We start from the raw sequence: 18,369 nt of genomic DNA on the forward strand, positions 1-18,369 counted from the left end.
GGTGGAACGGGCCCGGCGCGTGCGCGGGGGCGCAGGTGCCGGGCCCGTTCTCAGGGGGTGCGGGGAGCGTCAGCCGTTGCGCTTCCAGCGCGGCTTGCGGTCGTTGTAGGAGGACGAGGACGGGGAGGACTGGCCGTACGACGGGCGGCTGTCGCGGTCGTCGCGCGGGGCGCCGTAGGACGGACGGGAATCACGGCGGTCGTCACGGTTGCCGTACGCGGGACGCGAGTCGCTGCGGTTGCCGTAGGACGGACGGGAGTCACGGCGGTCGTACGAGGACGGGCGCCGGTCGTCACGGTTGCCGTACGAGGACGGGCGGGACTCGCTCCGGTTGCCGTACGAGGACGGGCGGGACTCGGTGCTGCGGTTGCCGTACGACGGACGCGAATCGCGGCGGTCGTCACGGTTGCCGTAGGCGGGACGCGAGTCGTCGCGGTTCCCGTACGACGGACGCGAGTCGTCGCGGTTCCCGTACGACGGGCGCGAGTCACGGCGGTCGTCACGGTTGCCGTAGGACGGACGGCTGTCGCGGCGGTCGTCGCGGTTGCCGTACGAGGACGAGCGGGACTCGCTCCGGTTGCCGTACGACGGACGCGAATCGCGGCGGTCGAAGTTGCCGCGGTCGTCGCGGCGCTGGTACGAGGACGACGACTGCTGGCGCTCCTCGCGCGGTGCCGGGACGGACGCGGCGGCAGCGGCCGCAGCCGCCTCGGCGGCGAGTTCGGCCATCTCCGCGGCCTTCGCCGCGATCGCCTCGTCCGGGTCCTCGCCGCGCTCGCGGGCCGAGCGGGCGGTGAGGCGGTCGGCCTCCTCGCGCAGTTCGGTGGCACGGCGCTGGACGCGCTCCAACTGGCGGGTGAGGTCGGCGACCTCGCGTTCGGCCTGGGCGGCGGCGTTCTGGACGGCGTCGGCCTGGACGTCGGTGAGGGAGCGGGCGCCGGTGATCTTGGCGACGTCCTCGTCGAAGACGCCGGCACCGCCGATGATGTGGCGCGAGGCGTCCACGCCCGCGTCCTCCATCAGCCGGAAGATCTGCTTGCGCTGGTGCGGCAGGGCCAGCGAGACGACCGTGCCGGACTTGCCCGCCCTGGCCGTACGGCCGCTGCGGTGCAGGTAGTCCTTGTGGTCGCCGGCCGGGTCGACGTTGAGGACCAGGTCGATGCCGTCGACGTGGATGCCGCGGGCGGCGACGTCGGTGGCGACCAGGACGTTGACCTGGCCGGCCTTGAAGTCCTCGAGGGTGCGGGTACGGGCGCCCTGGGTCATGCCGCCGTGCAGCGCGTCGGCACGGACGCCGGACTCGATCAGCTGCTCGGCGACGCGGTCGGCGCCCATCTGGGTGCGGACGAAGATGATGGTGCGGCCCTTGCGAGCGGCGATCGCGGCGGTGACCGGCGCCTTGTCCTTGGGCTTCACCACGAGCACGTGATGGGTCATGGTGGTGACCGCGCCCTGGGCGGCGTCGACCTCGTGCGTGACCGGGCTCACCAGGTAGCGCTTCACGAGGCTGTCGATCTCGTTCTCCAGCGTGGCGGAGAACAGCAGCCGCTGGCCGCCGGCCGGGATGAGGTCGAGGATCTCGGTGACCTCGGGCAGGAAGCCCATGTCCGACATCTGGTCGGCCTCGTCCAGGACCGCGATCTGCACCTGGTCGAGGATGGCCGCGCCCCGGTTGATCAGGTCGCGCAGCCGCCCGGGAGTGGCGACGAGGATGTCGACACCGCGCTCCAGGGCGTAGATCTGGTTCTGCATGGACGTGCCGCCGCAGACGACCTTCATCTTCAGGCCGAGGACGTCGCCGTACGGCTGCAGCGCGTCGGCGACCTGCATGGCCAGCTCGCGGGTCGGGGTGAGGATGACTCCGCGCGGGCGGCGCTTGTCGGTGTGGCCGCCGGACAGCTGGGTCAGCAGCGGCAGGCCGAAGGAGAGCGTCTTGCCGGAGCCGGTACGGCCGCGGCCCAGGATGTCCCGGCCGGCCAGCGCGTCCGGGATGGTGGCGGCCTGGATCGGGAACGGGGTGACCACACCGTTCTGGTTCAGCTTGCGGACGATGGCCTCGGCGAGGCCCAGGTCGGCGAAGGTGACCGTGTCCTCGGCGGACTCGGCGGACTCGGCGGAGGCGGCAGAATCGGCGAACCCGGCGGACTCGGCGCTCCGGGCGGACTCCGCCACCGCTTCCGCGGTCTCGACGATCTCTGCGGTGGTGATCTCTACGGCGGCGTCGGCGGCGTTCTCGGGCATGGCGGAACGGTCGGCACTGTCAATGGACATGCGGAAGCTAAACCTCTCGGAGACTTACGGCACGCGCCAGCTCCACAGGTTGCTTACAACCGCCTCGATGCGGTCAGCCACAGGAGAAAAGGAACGCGCCACGCGGCGCGCAGATGGATCAGGCGCCAGGCAATGGAATCAGGGGATCAAACGATCTACCAGCATACGCATCAGCCGCCGCTTTAGCGAATCGCTTACGAGGGGGCATGCTGACCTGCCAGTACGCCGCCAAGTGTACGCCCTACGGCGCGGCGGTCTCCCCGCCGCCGCCCGAACCGGTGGCGGACGGGGACGGGTTGTCCGGCGGTGCACTCGTGGGGGCCGCGGTCGGCGGGGCGGTGCTCGACGGCGCCGCGGTCGGCGGGGTGCCGGCAGTGGGCTGCGGTACGGAGGCGCCGCCCGCGGGGTGCGGCTGGGCGTGCCCGCCGGGGCCGCCTGACCTGCCGGGACCCGGTGAACCCGAGGCCCCGGGCGAGGCCGCGCCGCCGGGCACCGCGGGGGACGGCGACATCCCGTTCTTCCCCCCGCCCGACCGGTCGGAGCCGGGTACCGCGTGCCCGCCGCCGCCCCGTACGGCGACGCTCGCGGTGGCGCCCGCGGGGCCGGGCGCGGTGTGACCGGGTTCACTGCCCGCACTGACGCACGACGCGACCCCGACCGCCACCAGCGCGACAAGCACGGCGGAACGCACCCCCGCCCCCCGCCACCGGGCAGGCGGACAGCCACCCGGGGCGGGGCCCTCGGCCTGGCCGGCGGCGGGTACGGATGTTGCGGCTACGGATACGGATACGGGTGCGTGCGCGTGCGCTGAGGGCATCGGGGGCGGACCTCGGGGGCTCGTGGCGGGAGCGCGCGCACGCTACGGGCGTACGACGCCGGGCGGTGTCTCCCGTGTCCAACGCCCCGAGTCCCGCCAGGACACGTGCCCGCGCTCGTACGGACCACCGCCGCGCCCGTTCCTCGGCCGCACGTACGAACACGTCCCGGGAGGCCGGCGTACGAACACGTCCCGCACGGCCGGCACGCGGTGTACAGCCGTACCGCCGTACGGGCCCTGCAGTGCCCGTACGGCTGAGCCCCCGCCCTTGCGCCCCGCGCGGGCACGCGGGCCTCAGCCGTAACCGAGCGCGTGCAGCCGCTCGTCGTCGATGCCGAAGTGGTGGGCGATCTCGTGGACGACAGTGACCTCCGTCTCGGCCACGACGTCCTCCCGGGACTCGCACATCCGCAGGGTCGGGCCGCGGTAGACGGTGATCCGGTCCGGCAGCACCCCGGCGTACCACTCACCGCGCTCGGTGAGCGGCGTGCCCTCGTACAGCCCGAGCAGGTCCGGCTCGCCCGCGGGCGGCTCGTCCTCGACGAAGAGGGCCACATTGTCCATCAGGCGGGTCAGCTCGGGCGGGATCCGGTCGAGGGCTTCCCCGACCAGTTCCTCGAACTCCTCACGGCTCATCTCCAGCACGCCCCCATTGTCCCGGCCCGCGCCCCCGCCGGTCCCGCCGCGCGCCGAACCTTCCGCGTCGGCTTCGGGCCGGGTTCCGAGCAGGTTCAGGACCGCCCGGGCTCCGTACGCGGCTGGCGCCACGGCCGAAAGCGTTTTGGTGATCCTCCGGCGTATCGCCTATGCTTCTCGCGTCCCCGATGAGCGCCGCCAAGGCGCTGACGGCTGGCCGGTTAGCCCTCATCGTCTAGTGGCCCAGGACGCCGCCCTTTCAAGGCGGTAGCACGGGTTCGAATCCCGTTGGGGGTACCACCTGTCTGACCGAAGGCCGGGCGCTGAGGCGTTCCGGCCTTTCGCGCGCCCGCGCCCGCCGCCGCCCACCGGAAGGCCGCCGGAAGGCCGTCAGCGGGCCGCCACCCGCCCGGCGAGGAAGCCGGCCATCCGGTCCAGCGCTGCGTCCGCCTCGTCGAGGCGCCCGTAGTGGTGCTGGAAGACGTGCGGGACCTCGGGCCAGACCTCCAGGGTGACCTCGACGTCGTCGGCGCCCGCGCGGCCCGCCAGCCGGACGGCGTCGTCGAGCAGTACCTCGTTCGAACCCACCTGGATGAGCAGCGGCGGCAGGCCTGTGAGGTCGGCGAAGACCGGGCTGGCCAGCGGCTGGCGGCGGTCGCGGTCCCCGAGGTAGAGGTCGGCGTACTCCCGGAGCGCGTCGGCGGCGAAGATGGGGTCCGCCTTCTCCTTGGTACGGATGCTCGCGCCGCTGAGGGTGAGGTCCACCCAGGGCGACAGGACGGCGAGGGCGGCCGGTTGCGGCAGTCCGGCGTCCCGGGCCGCGAGCAGCACGCCGATGGCCGCGCCCGCGCCCGCCGAGTCGCCGGCCAGGACCAGCTCCCGCGGGTTCGTACCGTCCGCCAACAGGGCGCGGTACGCGGCGAGTCCGTCCTCCACCGGGGCGGGGAACGGGTGTTCGGGCGCGAGCCGGTAGTCCACCGAGGTCGTCCGCAGCCGGGCGCGCCGGGCCAGCTCGCCGACGAGCCCCGCGTGCGTGTCGGGCGAGCCGACGACGTATCCGCCGCCGTGCAGGTAGAGCAGCCGGCCGCTGCGGGCGGCTCCGGCGGGCTCCAGTTCGAGGGCCGGGCGCCCGCCCACCTCGGCCCGGCGGGCGGTGACGTCGTCGGGGGCCGGGCGGCTGATGGCCTGGGCGAAGCCGAGGCGCTGCGCCTCGGGGCCGGGGTTCGGGCCGCGCGGGTCACGCGGGCCGCCGCGGAGCAGGGCGTCCAGCTCGTCGCGCTGCTGTCGGGTCATGCGGGCCTCCAGGGGCATAGTGGGAGGATGCATTCCTGGGAATCCATCTGCACAGGGCCAACCGGATTCACAGGAAGATGATTCCTGGGAATCCAAAGGAGTTCATGTGAGCCACGTCACTCGCGTCTTCACGGACCTGGTCCGGGTCGAGACCCGGCTCTACAACAGCCTGAGCGCCCGGCTCAGCTCGGAACTGGGGCTGAGCCTGGGGCAGTTCGAACTGATGGAGATCATCGACCGCGTGCCGGGATGCCGGGTGCTGGACATCGCCCGCGAGGTGGGGATCACCGTGGGAGCCACGAGCAAGGCGGTCGACCGGCTTGAGCTGACCGGCTGGTGCGTACGCAGCGCGCACCCGCACGACCGCCGCTCCTCACTGCTCGCCCTCACCCCGGAGGGCGCCCGCCTGCTGGCGCGGTCCCGCCCCGAGGTCGAACAGGGACTCGCCGCCCTGACCGCCGCCGTCCCGGCCGCCGAACTCGACCGGATGGGGGCGGTGTTGGCGACCCTCCGCACAGCGCTGGAGCGGGGGCCGGAAGGGGGTGAGTGAGCGGCGGGGTGCCCCGGGGGCGCCCTGTGATCGACTGGGGGTGTGGAAGCGATATGGACGAGTGTCGTGGCCGTCGCCGGGACGCTGCTGGGGTCGGTGATCACCTACGCCTTCCAGCAGCGGGCGAACCTGCGCAGTGAGGTGTTCGCCCATTCCGAGGCGCTGCGACAGGAACGCATGGCCGCGTACGGCGCGTTCGCGGCGGCGGTGGAGGACTACCGGCACGGGCAGGCGACCCGCTGGTACCGCCGGCTCGACGGCCCCGGCGGGGCGGAGTTCGGCGCGGCGCGGGACGAGGCGCACCGGCTGCGGACCATCGCCCGGCAGGCGCTCTACCGGGTCAAGCTGCTCACGGACGAGCCGGAGGTGACCGCCGCCGCCGAGCAGGCGTACCGGGACACGTGGGACGTGTCGAACGCGCGGGACCAGCCGGGCCACGACCAGCGGGACGACCGGGCGAGGCAGGCCGTCGAGGCGTTCGTCTCCCGCGCGGCACCGCTGGTCCGCTGAGCCCAAGGGCGGTGATCCGGGGCGGACTTCCGCAGCCCGGGTGCTCCCCGCCAGGGACCCATGCGGTCGCAGCACGCGGCGCCACCCCGGCGGGCCGCGACGGACGTAGGGCCAACCGCCGCTGTGTCGTTACGACTTGTTCACGTCACGTCCAGCGCCTGCCATGATGCTGACGCACGTCTCATTACCAGCCGGTAGAGCCACCGAGCCGGTAGGACGACCGACCGCGTCAGGAGATCTCTGCATGCCCTCTTACAGCAGGCGGCAGTTCGTCGCCGGAGCAGCCGCCGTCGCCGCGGGACTGACCCTCGCCGACAGCCCGTACGCCTCCGCCGCCGCGCACGACCGCGCCCTGGCCGCCACCGCCGCCCGTGCCGTACGGGTCGAGGGCACCACCCTCGAACAGGTCGCGACCCCGGCAGGCCCCGGCCCGTACGTCAGGCTCCAGGCAGGACCCGGCTGGCCGCTGGTGGTGCGCTCCGAGCTGGCCGCGGGTGCGGCGGGGCGGGACGACCGGCGTACCGGGCTCGCCTCCTTCGTGCAGTTCACCGACCTCCACCTGGCCGACACCGAGTCGCCGGTCCGCTTCGAATACCTGGCCCCCTACATCGGCTCGGCGCACCGCCCGCACGAAGCGCTGACCGTTCGCGGTGCCGCCTCGCTCGTGGAGCGGGTCAACTCCCTGTCCGGCGGCCCCTACACGGGCAACCCCTTCTCGCTGGTGATGGCGACCGGCGACAACACCGACAACCACGAGCTGGTCGAACTCGACTGGTACCTCTCGGTGATGAGCGGCGGCGCCATCACCCCGTCGACCGGTGACCTGACCCGCTACGAGGGCGTGCAGAACTCCGGCTCCGCCGCGTACTGGAATCCCGAGTCGTCCTTCCAGGACAGCTACAAGACCGCGGGCTTCCCGCAGGTCCCCGGCTTCCTGTCCGCGGCGGGCCGCCCCTTCACCGCACCGGGCCTGCGCACCCCGTGGTACACCACGGTCGGCAACCACGACGACAGCATCGAGGGCACCCTGCCCGATGTCGGGCTGCTCAAGTCGCTCTACACCGGCGGCAGCAAGATCGAGGGCGTCGACTCGGCGACCGCCGCGAAGCTCGCCGACGCCATCCAGCACGACCCGGCCTCGGCGGTCCTGCTGCTGGGCCGGCTCCTCACCGGCGGCGGCCCGGTGCGCCACATCACCCCCGACGCCCGCCGCGCCCCCTTCACCCCGCAGCAGTTCGCCGCCGCGCACCTCAACTCCGGCTACACCGGCGCGGGTCCGTACGGCCACGGCTTCACGCAGGCCGCGGCCTCCAGCGGAAAGCTCTACTACACCTTCCCGGTCGCAGAGGGCGTCCTCGGCATCAGCCTGGACACCACCAACCGGGCCGGCTGGGCGGACGGTTCCATCGGCACGGCCCAGCTCAACTGGCTGGAGTCGGTGCTCCAGTCGTACAGCACCCACTGGTACGACTCCTCGGGCAACGTCGTGCGCCGCGGCTCGCAGGACCAGTACGTGCTGATCTTCAGCCACCACACCAGCACGACGATGGGCAACACCCTTCCCGACCCGTACCACCTGCTCGAAGGCCGGCACACGGGAGCCGAGTTGGTGACGCTGCTGCAGCGCTACCCCAATGTGCTGGCCTGGGTGAACGGCCACACCCACGCCAACCAGATCACCCCGCACGCGCACTCCGTCGCCGAGCGCTCCTTCTGGGAGATCAACACCGCCTCCCACGTGGACTATCCGCAGCACGCCCGGATCATCGAGGTCGCCGACAACGCGGACGGCACGCTGTCGCTGTTCACCACGTTGATCGAGTCCGCGGCGCCCTATCCCACGGACGCGGGCGACACCTCTGAGCGCGGCCTGGCCGCGCTCTATCGCGAGCTGTCCTTCAACGACCCGTACGCCACGCCTGCCGCGAAGCTGGGCGCTTCGCCGGACCACAACACGGAGCTGCTGCTCCGCCGCCCGGGCAGCTGACCCGAGCCTCCAAGGGGCGCCCCCTGCCGCAGAGCCGAGCCCCGCAGGGGGCGGCCTCTGCCGCAGAGGGCCGGCCACCGCGGCGAGCGGTAAGGTCCGGGGTGGCTGGGGAGCTGACCTGGACAAGGTGCGTAAGCGACATGCAGCCGACCTCCCCCTTCTGGTACGACCGCCCCGCTCTCCGCTGGGCGGACGGCATCCCCGTCGGCAACGGCCGGCTCGGCGCCATGCTCTGGGGTCCCCCGGAGGTACAGCGCTTCTCGCTCAACGAGGACACCTTCTGGTCGGGTCCGCCGACCGCCGAACCCCCGGCCGTACCCGCGGGCCTGCTCGCGGACGTACGCGCCGACCTGCGGGCCGGGCGTCATGTGGCCGCCGGGGAACGGCTGAAAGCCGCGCAGGGGCGCGGCGCCGAAGCCTTCCAGCCGATCGGCGACCTGGTCCTGCGGATCTCCGGTGGCGCCGAAGGCGGCAGTCTCTGGAGGGAGCTGGACCTGCGGGCGGGTGTGGCCCGCCAACTCGCGTGCGGCGTCGCACATGAGGTGTGCGCGGACACCGCGACCGGCCTGCTGCTGATCCGGCTGCGCACCGGCCACCCGGCCGGCCTGGACGCCGCACTGTCCTGGCGCACACCCCAACTCCGCAGCCGTGTACGGGCGCTGGGCTCCGACGCCCTCGCCCTGCTGCTGACCGCCCCCTCCCACGTCGGCGACGACGCCCGGCGCCGCCCCGTGGTCGAGCACGGCGACCCCGCGATGGCCGCCGCCGCCCTGGCCCGGGTCCGCTGCGAAGGCGGCGACGTCATGGTGGACGGCGACCGGCTGCGGCTGCGCGGAGTGCGCGCGTGCACCGTGCTCGTCGACGTACGCACCGGCTTCGCGGGCCGGGACCGTACACCGGGCGGCGACCCGGAGGAGTGCCTCGGCCGGGCCGCCCGCGCGATCGAGGCGGCCCAGGACCGCCCCTGGGCGGAACTGCTCGACGCGCACACCGCCGCGCACCGCGCCCTGATGGACCGGGTACGGCTGCGGCTCCACGACCTGCCGGAGCCGGCCCCCGCACCCCGCGACGCACAACCGCACAACACACCGGCCCCCCTCGACGTACGGCTGCGCGCCTCCGCTGCCGGGGACGGTCCGCGTGACGAGCAACTCGCCCCGCTGCTCTTTGACTTCGGGCGTTACCTGCTGCTCGCCTGCTCCCGCCCGGGCACCCAGGCGGCCCATCTCCAGGGGCTGTGGAACGACTCGGTCACTCCGCCCTGGCACTGCGACTACACCGTCAACATCAACACCCAGATGAACTACTGGCCCGCCGAGAGCACCGCGCTGCCCGAGTGCCATGAGCCGCTGATCGACCTGGTCGCCGACCTCGCCGCCGCGGGTACCGGCGTGGCCCGCGGGCTCTACGGCACCGACGGCTGGACGTGCCACCACAACACCGACCTGTGGCGGGCGACATGGCCGGTCGGGGAGGGCAACGACGATCCGATGTGGTCGAGCTGGCCGCTCGCGGGCGCCTGGCTCTGCCTGCACCTGGCCGAGCACTGGCGCTACGGGCGCGACGCCCGCTTCCTGCGCGAGCGCGCCTGGCCGGTGGCCGCGGGAGCCGCCCGCTTCCTGCTCGGGCTGCTCACCGAGGACGCCGACGGCCACCTGGCCACCGCTCCCGCCACGTCCCCCGAGAACCGGTTCGCGACGGCGGACGGCCCCGCGTCCGTGGACCTCTCCACCGCCATGGACCTCACGCTGGCCCGGGAACTCTTCGGCTTCCTCACCGAGTCCGCCGCCGACGCGGGTCCCGCAGCCGACCCCGCCCTGCTCGCCGACATCGCGGCGGCCCTGCCGCGGCTGCGCCCGCTCGCCGTGGGCAGCCGCGGCGAACTCCTCGAATGGCACACCGAGCGCACGGAGACCGAGCCGCACCACCGCCATGTGTCCCACCTGGTCGGCCTCTACCCCGGCAGCGCCCTCGCGGAGCCGCGGTTGCGGGCGGCGGCCCGGCGCAGCCTCGATCTGCGCGGCGACGAGGGAACGGGCTGGTCGACGGCGTGGAAGATCGGCCTGTGGGCCCGCCTCGGCGACGGCGCCGCGGCCCACCGGCTGCTCGGCGTGATGCTCCGCCCGGTCGGGTCGGACGAGGAGGGCGGCGGCGTCTACCCGTCCCTGCTGTGCGCCCACCCGCCCTTCCAGATCGACGGCAACTTCGGCGCGACGGCGGCCATCGCCGAGCTACTGCTCCAGTCCCACACCGACGTCCTCGACCTGCTGCCAGCCCTCCCCCCGGCGTGGCCGGCCGGCGAGGTGACCGGCCTGCGCGCCCGCGGCGCCGTCACCGTCGAACGCCTCGCCTGGTCGGGCGGCACCCTCGGCTCGGCGACGCTGCGCGCGGAGCGTGCCACCGCCGTCACCGTCCGCTGGCCGGGCGGCACCCGTACGCTCGCGCTGCCGGCGGGCGCCCCGTACGTACTGCGCCCCTGACACGCCGGGCCGGGCGGCGCGTACGTCAGCTCCCCGTCCCGGAAGCCCCAAGCGCCCCGGGCTCCCCCGGCTCCCCGAACACCGCGGCGATCGCCTCCCGGACCTGGCCGCGCAGCCACCGGTGGGCGCGGTCGTTGTCGTAGCGCTGGTGCCAGGTCAGGTACAGCGGGACGGCCGGCATCTCCAGGGGCAGCGGGAGCGTCAGGAGGCCCAGCTCCTGGCGGGCGGCACGCGTGGCCGCCTCGGGGACCGTCTACCCCGAAGGCAGCCTGGCCGAGCGCCTCCGGCGCGCGCTGCCGGAAACGCGGGTGGTCAAGGCCCTGAACACCATGCTCTTCACGGTCATGACCGACCCCCGCTCCCTGTCCGCCCCGCCCACCGCCTATCTGTCCGGCGACGACGACACCGCGAAGGACGAGGTCAAGGGCCTGCTCGCCGACCTGGGCTGGCGGCCGGAGTGGATCGAGGACCTGGGAGACGTCAGCACCGCCCGGGCGGCCGAGGCGCTGGTCCTCCTGGTCCCGCACATCCTCCGGCGCCGGGGCTTCCACCCGTTCGCCGTGTCGCTGGCGCGCTGACGTCCCCCGCGCCGCGCGTGCGGCTCAGGCGTCGAAGCGGAAGGCCCTGACCCGCTGCTCCCCCCGCAGCACGAGGCGCAGTTCGTGGACGCCCGACGTGGCGGCGGGCAGGTCCGCCCGGGCCGTGGTCCAGGCGTACCGCTCTCCCGTCGAGGGCACGGGCACGGTGGCCAGCAGGGTGGCGCCCGCCCAGACCTCCAGGCGGGCCGGGCCCTCCGCGGTACGGGAGACCTCGGCGGTGAACACACGGGCGCCGTCCAGGTCGGCGGCGCGGTAGTGCAGGGTGCCGGACAGGCCGGACGGGGTGACGGCGTCGCCCTCGGTGGGGGTGGCGTCCACCAGGATGACGTCGGCGTAGTCGTCGAAGTCGACGGCGCGGACGGAGCGGCCGACGACCTCGCGCGGGGCGGGCGGCGGCCCGCTCACCGTCAGGGGCGCGGACAGCGGGAGGTCGGCGGCCGAACGGCCCGCCAGCACCTCGTAGTTCCCCGCCTCGACGGTGAAGTCACCTGCGGACACCGACCAGTGGGCGAGCGCGTCGGCCGCCAGCGGGAAGCCGACCCGCGCCGACGCGCCCGGCGCGAGGCGGACCTTCCGGTAGCCGGCCAGCTTGAGCCGCGGCGCCTCGTAGCCGACGGCGCCCACCGCCCGTACGTACAGCTGCACCGTCCCGATCCCCTGCCGCGTACCGGAGTTGGTGACGGTGACCGTCGCCGTCGCGGTGCCGTCCTGGGGGATGCGGGAGCGGTCGAGGGCGAGGTCGGTGAGGGCGAAGTCCGTGTAGGACAGGCCGTGGCCGAAGGCGTAGAGCGGGGCGGCGCGGTGGTACTGGTAGGTCCAGCCGGCCTTGATGATGTCGTAGTCGAGCCGGCCGGGCAGTTCGTCGTCGGCGCGGTACCAGGTCTGCGGGAGGCGGCCCGCCGGGTCGGCGTCGCCGAGCAGCACCGCGGCCAGGGCGCGGCCGGTCTCCTGGCCGCCGTGCGAGGTCCACAGCACGGCGGGCACATGCGCGTCGGCCCAGTCGACCGCGTAGGGGTAGCTGCTCATGACGACGAGCACCGTCTCGGGCCGCGCGGCGACCACCTCCCGCAGCAGCCGTTCGTGCGCGGGCGCGAGGGTGATGCCGGCCCGGTCCTGCGTCTCCCGACCGTTGATGTGCGGGTCGTTGCCGACGACCAGCACGACGGCGTCGGCGCCCCCGGCCGCCGCGACGGCCTCGGCCACGCCGTCGCGTACGACGGTCCGCGTGAAGCGCTCGGCGCCGGCCGCGTCCGCCGCCGCCATCGTGACGGCGCCGCTCGCCGGGTCCAGTACGGCGTAGCGCCCGCTGCACACCGACCGCAGCGCCTCCGTGCCGTCGCCCTGCGGCTCAAGGCGGAAGGTCTCGTGCACGTCCCAGCCCGCGGGCTGTACGCGGTCGGCCGCGAGCGAGCGGTCCTCGTCGACGAGCCCGGCGTAACGGCCGGTCCGCGCATTGCGCAGGGTGAGGATGCCGAGGTCCCAGTCGAAGAGGTCGAACTGCGCCGCCTCGTCGCCGACTTGGGTGTCGGCCACGACAAGGCGGGCATCCGCCCCCGCCGCGGTGAGCAGCCCGCCGGTGGAGGCGGCCCGCAGGGCGATACGGTCGACGCCCTCCACGACGGTGGTCTCGCCGCCCCGCGCGCCGACCGCCGTACGCAGCCCGTCCGCGACGGTCAACCGGTAGGGCATCGTGCCGCTGTACCAGTCCTCGAAGAGGCTGTCGGCGAGCGGCCCGACGACCGCGATCCGCCGGCCGTCCGCGGCCAGCGGCAGCAGCGCGCGGTCCGGGTCGGCGGCGCCCGGCCCGTTCTTGAGCAGCACGATCGACTCGGTGGCGGCCCGCAGCGCGAGCGCCCGGTGCCCGGGCGAGTCCACGGCCTCCCAGCCGGTGTCCGCGTACGGCCCCTGGCCCGGGTCGAATTCGCCGAGGCGGAAGCGGATCGACAGCTGGCGGCGTACGGCCCGGTCGATGTCGGCCGCGGTGAGCAGCCCGCGTCCGAGGGCCTCGCTGATCCGGCCGAAGGTCGTGGCGGTGTCCTCGCCGTGGTCGGTGAAGGAGTCGATGCCGGCCTTGAGCGCGGCGGCGTGCGAGGCGGCGTGGTCCTCGAAGTAGTGCTCGGGGTCGACCAGGTTGGAGGGCGCCTCGGCGTCGCTGACCACGAACAGCTCGTGCCCGGTGGGCTCGGCCCAGCGCCGCAGCTCGCTCTCCAGCAGCGGACTGACGTGGCAAGGGCGGCCGTTGACCAGGTTGTACGCGGCCATCACGCCGGTGGCCGAGCCCGTGGCGACGGCCTGCCGGAAGGCCGCGAGGTCGTACTCGTGCAGCACGCGCGGGCGCACGCCCGAGGACGTGGTGGTGCGGTCGTCCTCGTTGTTGTAGGCGAGGAAGTGCTTGAGGATCGGGGCGGTGCGCAGCCGCTCCGGGTCGTCGCCCGACATGCCGCGGCAGAAGGCGTCCCCGAGGCGGGCTGACAGCAGCGCGTCCTCGGAGTAGCCCTCCTCGTTGCGGCCCCAGCGCGGGTCGCGCAGCAGATTCACCACCGGCGCCCACGCCTGGAGGCTGTGCCGGCCGGCGCCGAGGGCGGGCGCCCGGTGGTGGTGGAAGGCCCGCAGTTCGGTCGAGGTGGCGGTGCCGACCGCGTGCAGCAGTTCGTCGTCCCAGGTCGCGCCGAGGCCGACGGCCTGCGGGAAGGTGGTCGCGGGGCCGAGCCATCCGACGCCGTGCAGCGCCTCGGTGCCGGTGCGGAAGGGCCGCACGCCGAGCCGCGGCACCGCGGGTCCGTACTGGTGCAGCATCGCGATCCGCTCGGCGGGCGTGAGCCGGGACAGCAGATCGTCGACGCGCTCGCCCAGCGGGAGGGCGGGATCGCGGAACGGCGGCTGGTCCGCCGGCGGCTCGGCTGGCAGCTCGGCGGGCACGGAGACGGTACTCACAGCGGGAAACCCCTTGCAGAGTGCGGCGGTTGGCCGGTGTCGGGCACGGGCGGTACATGGCGGGATAGGGCGTGGCGTGGCAGGTCGTGCCACGCCGTGGCGGGTCGTGGGCGAGTGCGGTGCGGTACGCGGCGGGTGCGGGGCCGGACGCGGCGCGTACGGGACCGGTCCGACGGTGGCGTACGCACCGACTGGTGAAACGCTTCGACGCTGACATGTGGATCGTGGCCGTGTCAACCGCGTCACCAGGAGCGATCGTTCGCCGGACGGAGATCCACCCCGCGCCGTAACTGCGGCCTCTGAACAGGCAATACGTCACCATGCCCGGCTCAGCAGCACCCGACAAGTCTTTTTGCGCAACCCCTTGTCGAAGCGATAGCGCGTCGTTACTCTCGCGGCAACGTCGAAGCGCTTCGATTGATGCGGACGGCATCCGCCGCTGCGACGCCCAGGACTTCTCCCACCTGCACGACGCTCGTCACGGAACCTCACAGGCGAAGGGCCGCCCCATCATGAGCATCGAGTTGAACCGCAGATCCTTTGTGAACGGCGCGGTCGCCGTCGCCGGAGCTGCCGCCGTGTCCCCGCTGCTCGCAGCATGCGGCGGGGGCGGCAGCAGCAAGCGGAAGGGCGGCACGAACACCAAGAAGGGCACCGCCTCCGCCCTGCCGAGCTACGTGCCGAACAATGCCGTGCGGGCCGATATCGCCTCGACCAGCGGTGCGGGCAGCTCGCTGACCGACCCGGGATTCCTCAAGTACCCGGCGAGCCCGGTCAAGTCGGTGGCCGCGGTCCCGGGCGCGGGCGGCCACTACACCGCGGTGACGCCGCTGTGGGGCACCATTCCGGATCCGGGCAACAGCTTCTACGACGCCATGAACAAGGCCCTGGGCGCGACGTTGACCATGAAGCCCGCCAACGGGAACACGTACAACACCTCTATCTCGACCCTCACCGCCGCACGCAAGCTTCCCGACTGGGTGCAGTTGCCCGGCTGGTGGAACGCGAACTTCAACGTGGGCGCCCTGTGCGGCACCCAGCTCGCGGACCTCACCCCGTACCTGGCGGGCGACAAGGTCAAGAAGTACCCCAACCTGGCCGCGCAGCCCACCGGGGCGTGGACGGCCGGGATCTGGGAGGACAAGCTCTACGGCATACCGACCTTCGCCAGCGGCTTCGCCCTGCCGGGGCAGTACTACTACCGCGGCGACGTCTTCGAGTCCCAGGGCATCAACGCCGACGATGTGAAGTCCTGCGACGACTTCCTGGCCCTGGGCGCGGAGTTGACCAGCGCCAAGTCCAACGTGTGGGCCTTCGACGACATGTGGGCTTACATCTTCCAGATGTTCGGCTTCTCGCAGAAGTTCACCGTCACGGGCGGCAAGCTGGTGCACAAGTACGAGCAGCCGGAATTCATCGAGGCGCTCAACTGGTGCTACAAGCTGGCCAAGTCGGGCTACGTCCACCCCGACGCGCTGGCCGGCAACAACAACGACGCCAAGACCCGCTTCTACGCGGGCAAGGTGCTGATCACCGCCGACGGCCAGGGCGCCTGGAACGAGGCGGACGCGCAGGCCGGGCTCGCCGCGGACAAGGCCTACCGGCGGGCGTCCTTCAAGCCCTTCTCGGCGGACGGCACCTCGGCCCCCAAGCTCTTCCTCAACGCGTCCGCGGGGATGTACAGCTACCTCAACATCAAGCTCAAGCCGGCCCAGATCGAGGAGTGCCTCAGGATCGCCGACTATCTGGCGGCCCCCTACGGCAGCGCCGAATACACCCTGGTCAACTACGGCGTCGAAGGCGTCGACTACACCATGGGCGCCAACGGTCCGACGCCCACCAAGTCGGGCATCGCCAATGTCCAGGCGCAGACCTATCCCTTCCTGGCCACCCCGGTCAACGTGATCTCGAACCCGGACTTCCCGCAGCTCACCAAGGACCGCTGCGCGTGGAATTCGGCCGCCGCCGCATACGCGTACAAGCCGGTGTTCTGGAACATGAACATCACCGTGCCCAAGCGCTACGCGACCGCCGACGCGGGCCAGGCCGTCGAGGACACCATCAAGGACGTCTACCACGGCATCAAGCCGGTCTCCTCCTTCCAGGACGCGCTCAGCACCTGGAAGGGCAGCGGCGGCGGCGACGCCCTCGTCCAGTGGTACCAGACCGCCGTCATGGACAAGCTCGGCACCGGTCAGTAGGCCAGGCCGGAACGCCGCAGAGGAGGAACAATGGCGTCGACCGTCGCCGAACAGGGCGAGGACGAGGACGAGCAGGACCGGCGGGGAGAAGCGGCCGGCGACGGCGGTACAGCGGTGAGCGGTACGGCGGCGGGCGGGCGGGCCGCCGAGCGGCGGATCAGCTGGCGGATCCGGCTGCGCCGGGACAAGTCGCTGATCCTGATGACGCTGCCCGCCGTGGCGCTGCTGCTGGTCTTCAACTACCTGCCGATGGTCGGCACCATCACCGCCTTCCAGTACTACGACCCGCTGGACGGGATCACCAACAGCGAGTGGGCGGGGCTGGCCAACTTCCGCCAGCTGTTCGGCGATCCGCTGTTCTGGCACGCGATGGAGAACACCCTCTACATCAGCGCGGTCCAGCTGGTGCTGTTCTTCCCGGTCCCGATCCTGCTGGCGCTGCTGCTCAACTCGGTGCTCAACTCCCGCATCAGATCGCTGATCCAGGCGATCACCTTCCTTCCGCACTTCTACTCCTGGGTGCTGGTCGTCACCCTCTTCCAGCAGATGATCGGCGGCGCGGGCCTGCTCAACCAGTTCCTGCGCGAACACAACGCCGGCACCTGGGACTTCATGACCGATCCGCACACCTTCTCGCTGCTGGTCACCTCGCAGGTGGTCTGGAAGGACGCCGGCTGGGGGATCATCGTCTTCCTCGCCGCGCTGTCCGCGATCGACCAGAACCTCTACGAGGCCGCGGCGGCCGACGGAGCCGGGCGCTGGCGGCGCATGTGGCACATCACGCTGCCCGGCATGCGCGGGGTGATCGTGCTGATGCTGGTGCTGCGGCTGGGCAACGCGCTGTCGGTCGGCTTCGAGCAGCTGCTGATCCAGCGGTTCGCCGTCGGGCACGACGCCGCCGACGTCCTGGACACCTTCTCCTTCTACTACGGCATCGGCACCCAGAACTACAGCTACGGAGCTGCCGCGGGCATCTTCAAGAGCGTCATCTCACTGCTGCTGATCTGGGGCGCCAACAAGCTGGCCCACCGCTTCGGCGAGGACGGACTGTACCGGAAATGACCACCCTCACCGCACCCCCCGCCCGCGGGCGCAGCCGTCCGCGCAACCCCAACCGCCCGGCCTGGGAGGAGCCGCCCACCGCGGTCGGCCAGACCGCCAAGGGGCTCACCCTCGGCACAGTGGTGCTGCTCATCATCGTCCCGGTCTACTGCGTGGTGCTGACCAGCGTCTCGACCCCCGGCGCGATCAACCGGGCCGGCGGCCTGGTCATCGTCCCCGACGGCATCACCTTCGACCCGTACAGCACCATGCTCAGCGGCGGCCCGGTCCGGCGGGCGCTGCTGGTCACCTTCGGCATCACCGCGGTCGGCACCATCCTGTCGATGGTCGTCTCGGTGCTGTGCGCCTACGGCCTGTCGCGCTCCCGGTCGCTCGGCCACCGCTTCCTGCTGATGGTCCTGGTCGTCACGATGTTCGTCAGCGGCGGCCTGATCCCGACCTTCCTGGTGGTCAGCGAGCTGGGCGGCTACGGGAAGTACTGGTCGCTGATCCTGCCGAGCGCGGTGAGCGTCTTCAACATCCTGGTCCTGCGCGGCTTCTACTCCAGTACGGCCGCCGAACTCATCGACGCGGCACGGATGGACGGCGCGAGCGAGTGGCGCATCCTGTGGTCGGTGGTGCTGCCCACCTCGCGCGCCGTCACCGCGGTGATCACCCTCTTCTACGCGGTCGGCTACTGGAACACCTTCTTCAACGTGATGCTCTACCTGCCGACCGACAGCCAGAAGTGGCCACTGCAGTACGTGCTGTACGAATACGTGAACCTGGGTATGAACATGCCGGGTCAGGTGAATTCGGGGTTCGGTGTGTCGGGCCACTCGCAGACGGCACCGCTGTCGCTGCAGATGGCGGTCGTGGTGATCACACTGCTTCCGATCATGCTGGTCTTCCCGTTCATGCAGAAGCACTTCGCGAAGGGCATGCTTACCGGGGCGATCAAGGGGTGACCGCGGTCCGCGAAGCCGCGGACCGCCATACGGACAGGGCCGGTCCCGCACGCCCATCCCCCGCTGCGTGACGGGACCGGCC

Annotated in this window: 13 protein-coding genes, 1 tRNA gene and 1 pseudogene; 10 read left to right on the top strand and 5 right to left on the bottom strand. The window is 72.5% G+C overall.

Features of this window, described 5'->3' with window-relative positions; translation table 11 throughout:
- Window positions 1-69: 69 nt before the first annotated feature.
- On the bottom strand, window positions 70-2,271 hold the full coding sequence (locus tag V7E46_RS23970; protein ID WP_333770347.1) for a DEAD/DEAH box helicase: 2,202 nt from the start codon (window positions 2,269-2,271) through the stop codon (window positions 70-72).
- Window positions 2,272-2,477: 206 nt separating this feature from the next.
- Here V7E46_RS23970 and V7E46_RS23975 point away from each other — a divergent pair, with 206 nt between their 5' ends.
- A complete protein-coding gene (locus tag V7E46_RS23975; RefSeq protein ID WP_333770348.1) occupies window positions 2,478-2,888 on the top strand; it encodes a hypothetical protein in 411 nt (136 codons plus the stop codon).
- Window positions 2,889-3,382: 494 nt separating this feature from the next.
- Here V7E46_RS23975 and V7E46_RS23980 read toward each other — a convergent pair whose 3' ends face one another.
- The gene (locus tag V7E46_RS23980; protein ID WP_329177771.1) at window positions 3,383-3,733 is read right to left on the bottom strand and encodes a metallopeptidase family protein; all 351 of its coding nucleotides are present in this window, start codon (window positions 3,731-3,733) and stop codon (window positions 3,383-3,385) included.
- 215 nt (window positions 3,734-3,948) lie between these two features.
- Between V7E46_RS23980 and V7E46_RS23985 the strand changes: the two genes are divergently transcribed.
- A tRNA-Glu gene (locus tag V7E46_RS23985) sits at window positions 3,949-4,024 on the top strand.
- A 90-nt stretch (window positions 4,025-4,114) separates the two neighbouring features.
- Here the strand turns inward: V7E46_RS23985 and V7E46_RS23990 are convergent.
- On the bottom strand, window positions 4,115-5,017 hold the full coding sequence (locus V7E46_RS23990; RefSeq protein ID WP_333770349.1) for an alpha/beta hydrolase: 903 nt from the start codon (window positions 5,015-5,017) through the stop codon (window positions 4,115-4,117).
- A 106-nt stretch (window positions 5,018-5,123) separates the two neighbouring features.
- On the opposite strand from V7E46_RS23990, the gene V7E46_RS23995 reads away from it, so the two are divergent.
- The 4 genes from V7E46_RS23995 to V7E46_RS24010 all read left to right on the top strand — a co-directional run bounded on the left by V7E46_RS23995 (window position 5,124) and on the right by V7E46_RS24010 (window position 10,544).
- Window positions 5,124-5,567: a MarR family winged helix-turn-helix transcriptional regulator gene (locus V7E46_RS23995; RefSeq protein WP_333770350.1), complete on the top strand. Its 444-nt coding sequence runs from the start codon at window positions 5,124-5,126 to the stop codon at window positions 5,565-5,567.
- Between the two features lie 42 nt (window positions 5,568-5,609).
- Window positions 5,610-6,077 (top strand): hypothetical protein, encoded by a 468-nt coding sequence (locus V7E46_RS24000; RefSeq protein WP_333770351.1) that lies wholly within the window; start codon window positions 5,610-5,612, stop codon window positions 6,075-6,077.
- 244 nt (window positions 6,078-6,321) lie between these two features.
- Complete coding sequence (locus V7E46_RS24005; RefSeq protein WP_333770352.1) at window positions 6,322-8,064, top strand: TIGR03767 family metallophosphoesterase; 1,743 nt, start codon at window positions 6,322-6,324, stop codon at window positions 8,062-8,064.
- A gap of 140 nt (window positions 8,065-8,204) precedes the next feature.
- Complete coding sequence (locus V7E46_RS24010) at window positions 8,205-10,544, top strand: glycosyl hydrolase family 95 catalytic domain-containing protein (RefSeq protein ID WP_333770353.1); 2,340 nt, start codon at window positions 8,205-8,207, stop codon at window positions 10,542-10,544.
- Between the two features lie 25 nt (window positions 10,545-10,569).
- On the opposite strand, the gene V7E46_RS24015 is transcribed toward V7E46_RS24010, so the two are convergent.
- The gene (locus V7E46_RS24015; protein ID WP_443054326.1) at window positions 10,570-10,725 is read right to left on the bottom strand and encodes a hypothetical protein; all 156 of its coding nucleotides are present in this window, start codon (window positions 10,723-10,725) and stop codon (window positions 10,570-10,572) included.
- A 70-nt stretch (window positions 10,726-10,795) separates the two neighbouring features.
- Between V7E46_RS24015 and V7E46_RS24020 the strand changes: the two are divergent.
- Window positions 10,796-11,122, top strand: a pseudogene (locus V7E46_RS24020) (NADPH-dependent F420 reductase); the annotation flags it as partial.
- Window positions 11,123-11,146: 24 nt separating this feature from the next.
- Here the strand turns inward: V7E46_RS24020 and V7E46_RS24025 are convergent.
- On the bottom strand, window positions 11,147-14,077 hold the full coding sequence (locus tag V7E46_RS24025) for a glycoside hydrolase family 3 C-terminal domain-containing protein (protein WP_333770354.1): 2,931 nt from the start codon (window positions 14,075-14,077) through the stop codon (window positions 11,147-11,149).
- A 512-nt stretch (window positions 14,078-14,589) separates the two neighbouring features.
- On the opposite strand from V7E46_RS24025, the gene V7E46_RS24030 reads away from it, so the two are divergent.
- From V7E46_RS24030 to V7E46_RS24040, 3 genes are read left to right on the top strand one after another with little or no spacing between them, the layout of a single operon-like run.
- Complete coding sequence (locus tag V7E46_RS24030; RefSeq protein WP_333770355.1) at window positions 14,590-16,278, top strand: ABC transporter substrate-binding protein; 1,689 nt, start codon at window positions 14,590-14,592, stop codon at window positions 16,276-16,278.
- Window positions 16,279-16,308: 30 nt separating this feature from the next.
- Window positions 16,309-17,340 (top strand): ABC transporter permease, encoded by a 1,032-nt coding sequence (locus tag V7E46_RS24035; protein ID WP_333770356.1) that lies wholly within the window; start codon window positions 16,309-16,311, stop codon window positions 17,338-17,340.
- The gene (locus V7E46_RS24040; protein WP_333770357.1) at window positions 17,337-18,287 is read left to right on the top strand and encodes a carbohydrate ABC transporter permease; all 951 of its coding nucleotides are present in this window, start codon (window positions 17,337-17,339) and stop codon (window positions 18,285-18,287) included. The genes V7E46_RS24035 and V7E46_RS24040 overlap by 4 nt, the downstream gene beginning before the upstream one ends.
- Window positions 18,288-18,369: the final 82 nt, after the last annotated feature.

The sequence above is a fragment of the Streptomyces sp. IBSBF 2435 genome, from assembly GCF_036815005.1.
Classification (GTDB): Bacteria; Actinomycetota; Actinomycetes; order Streptomycetales; family Streptomycetaceae; genus Actinacidiphila.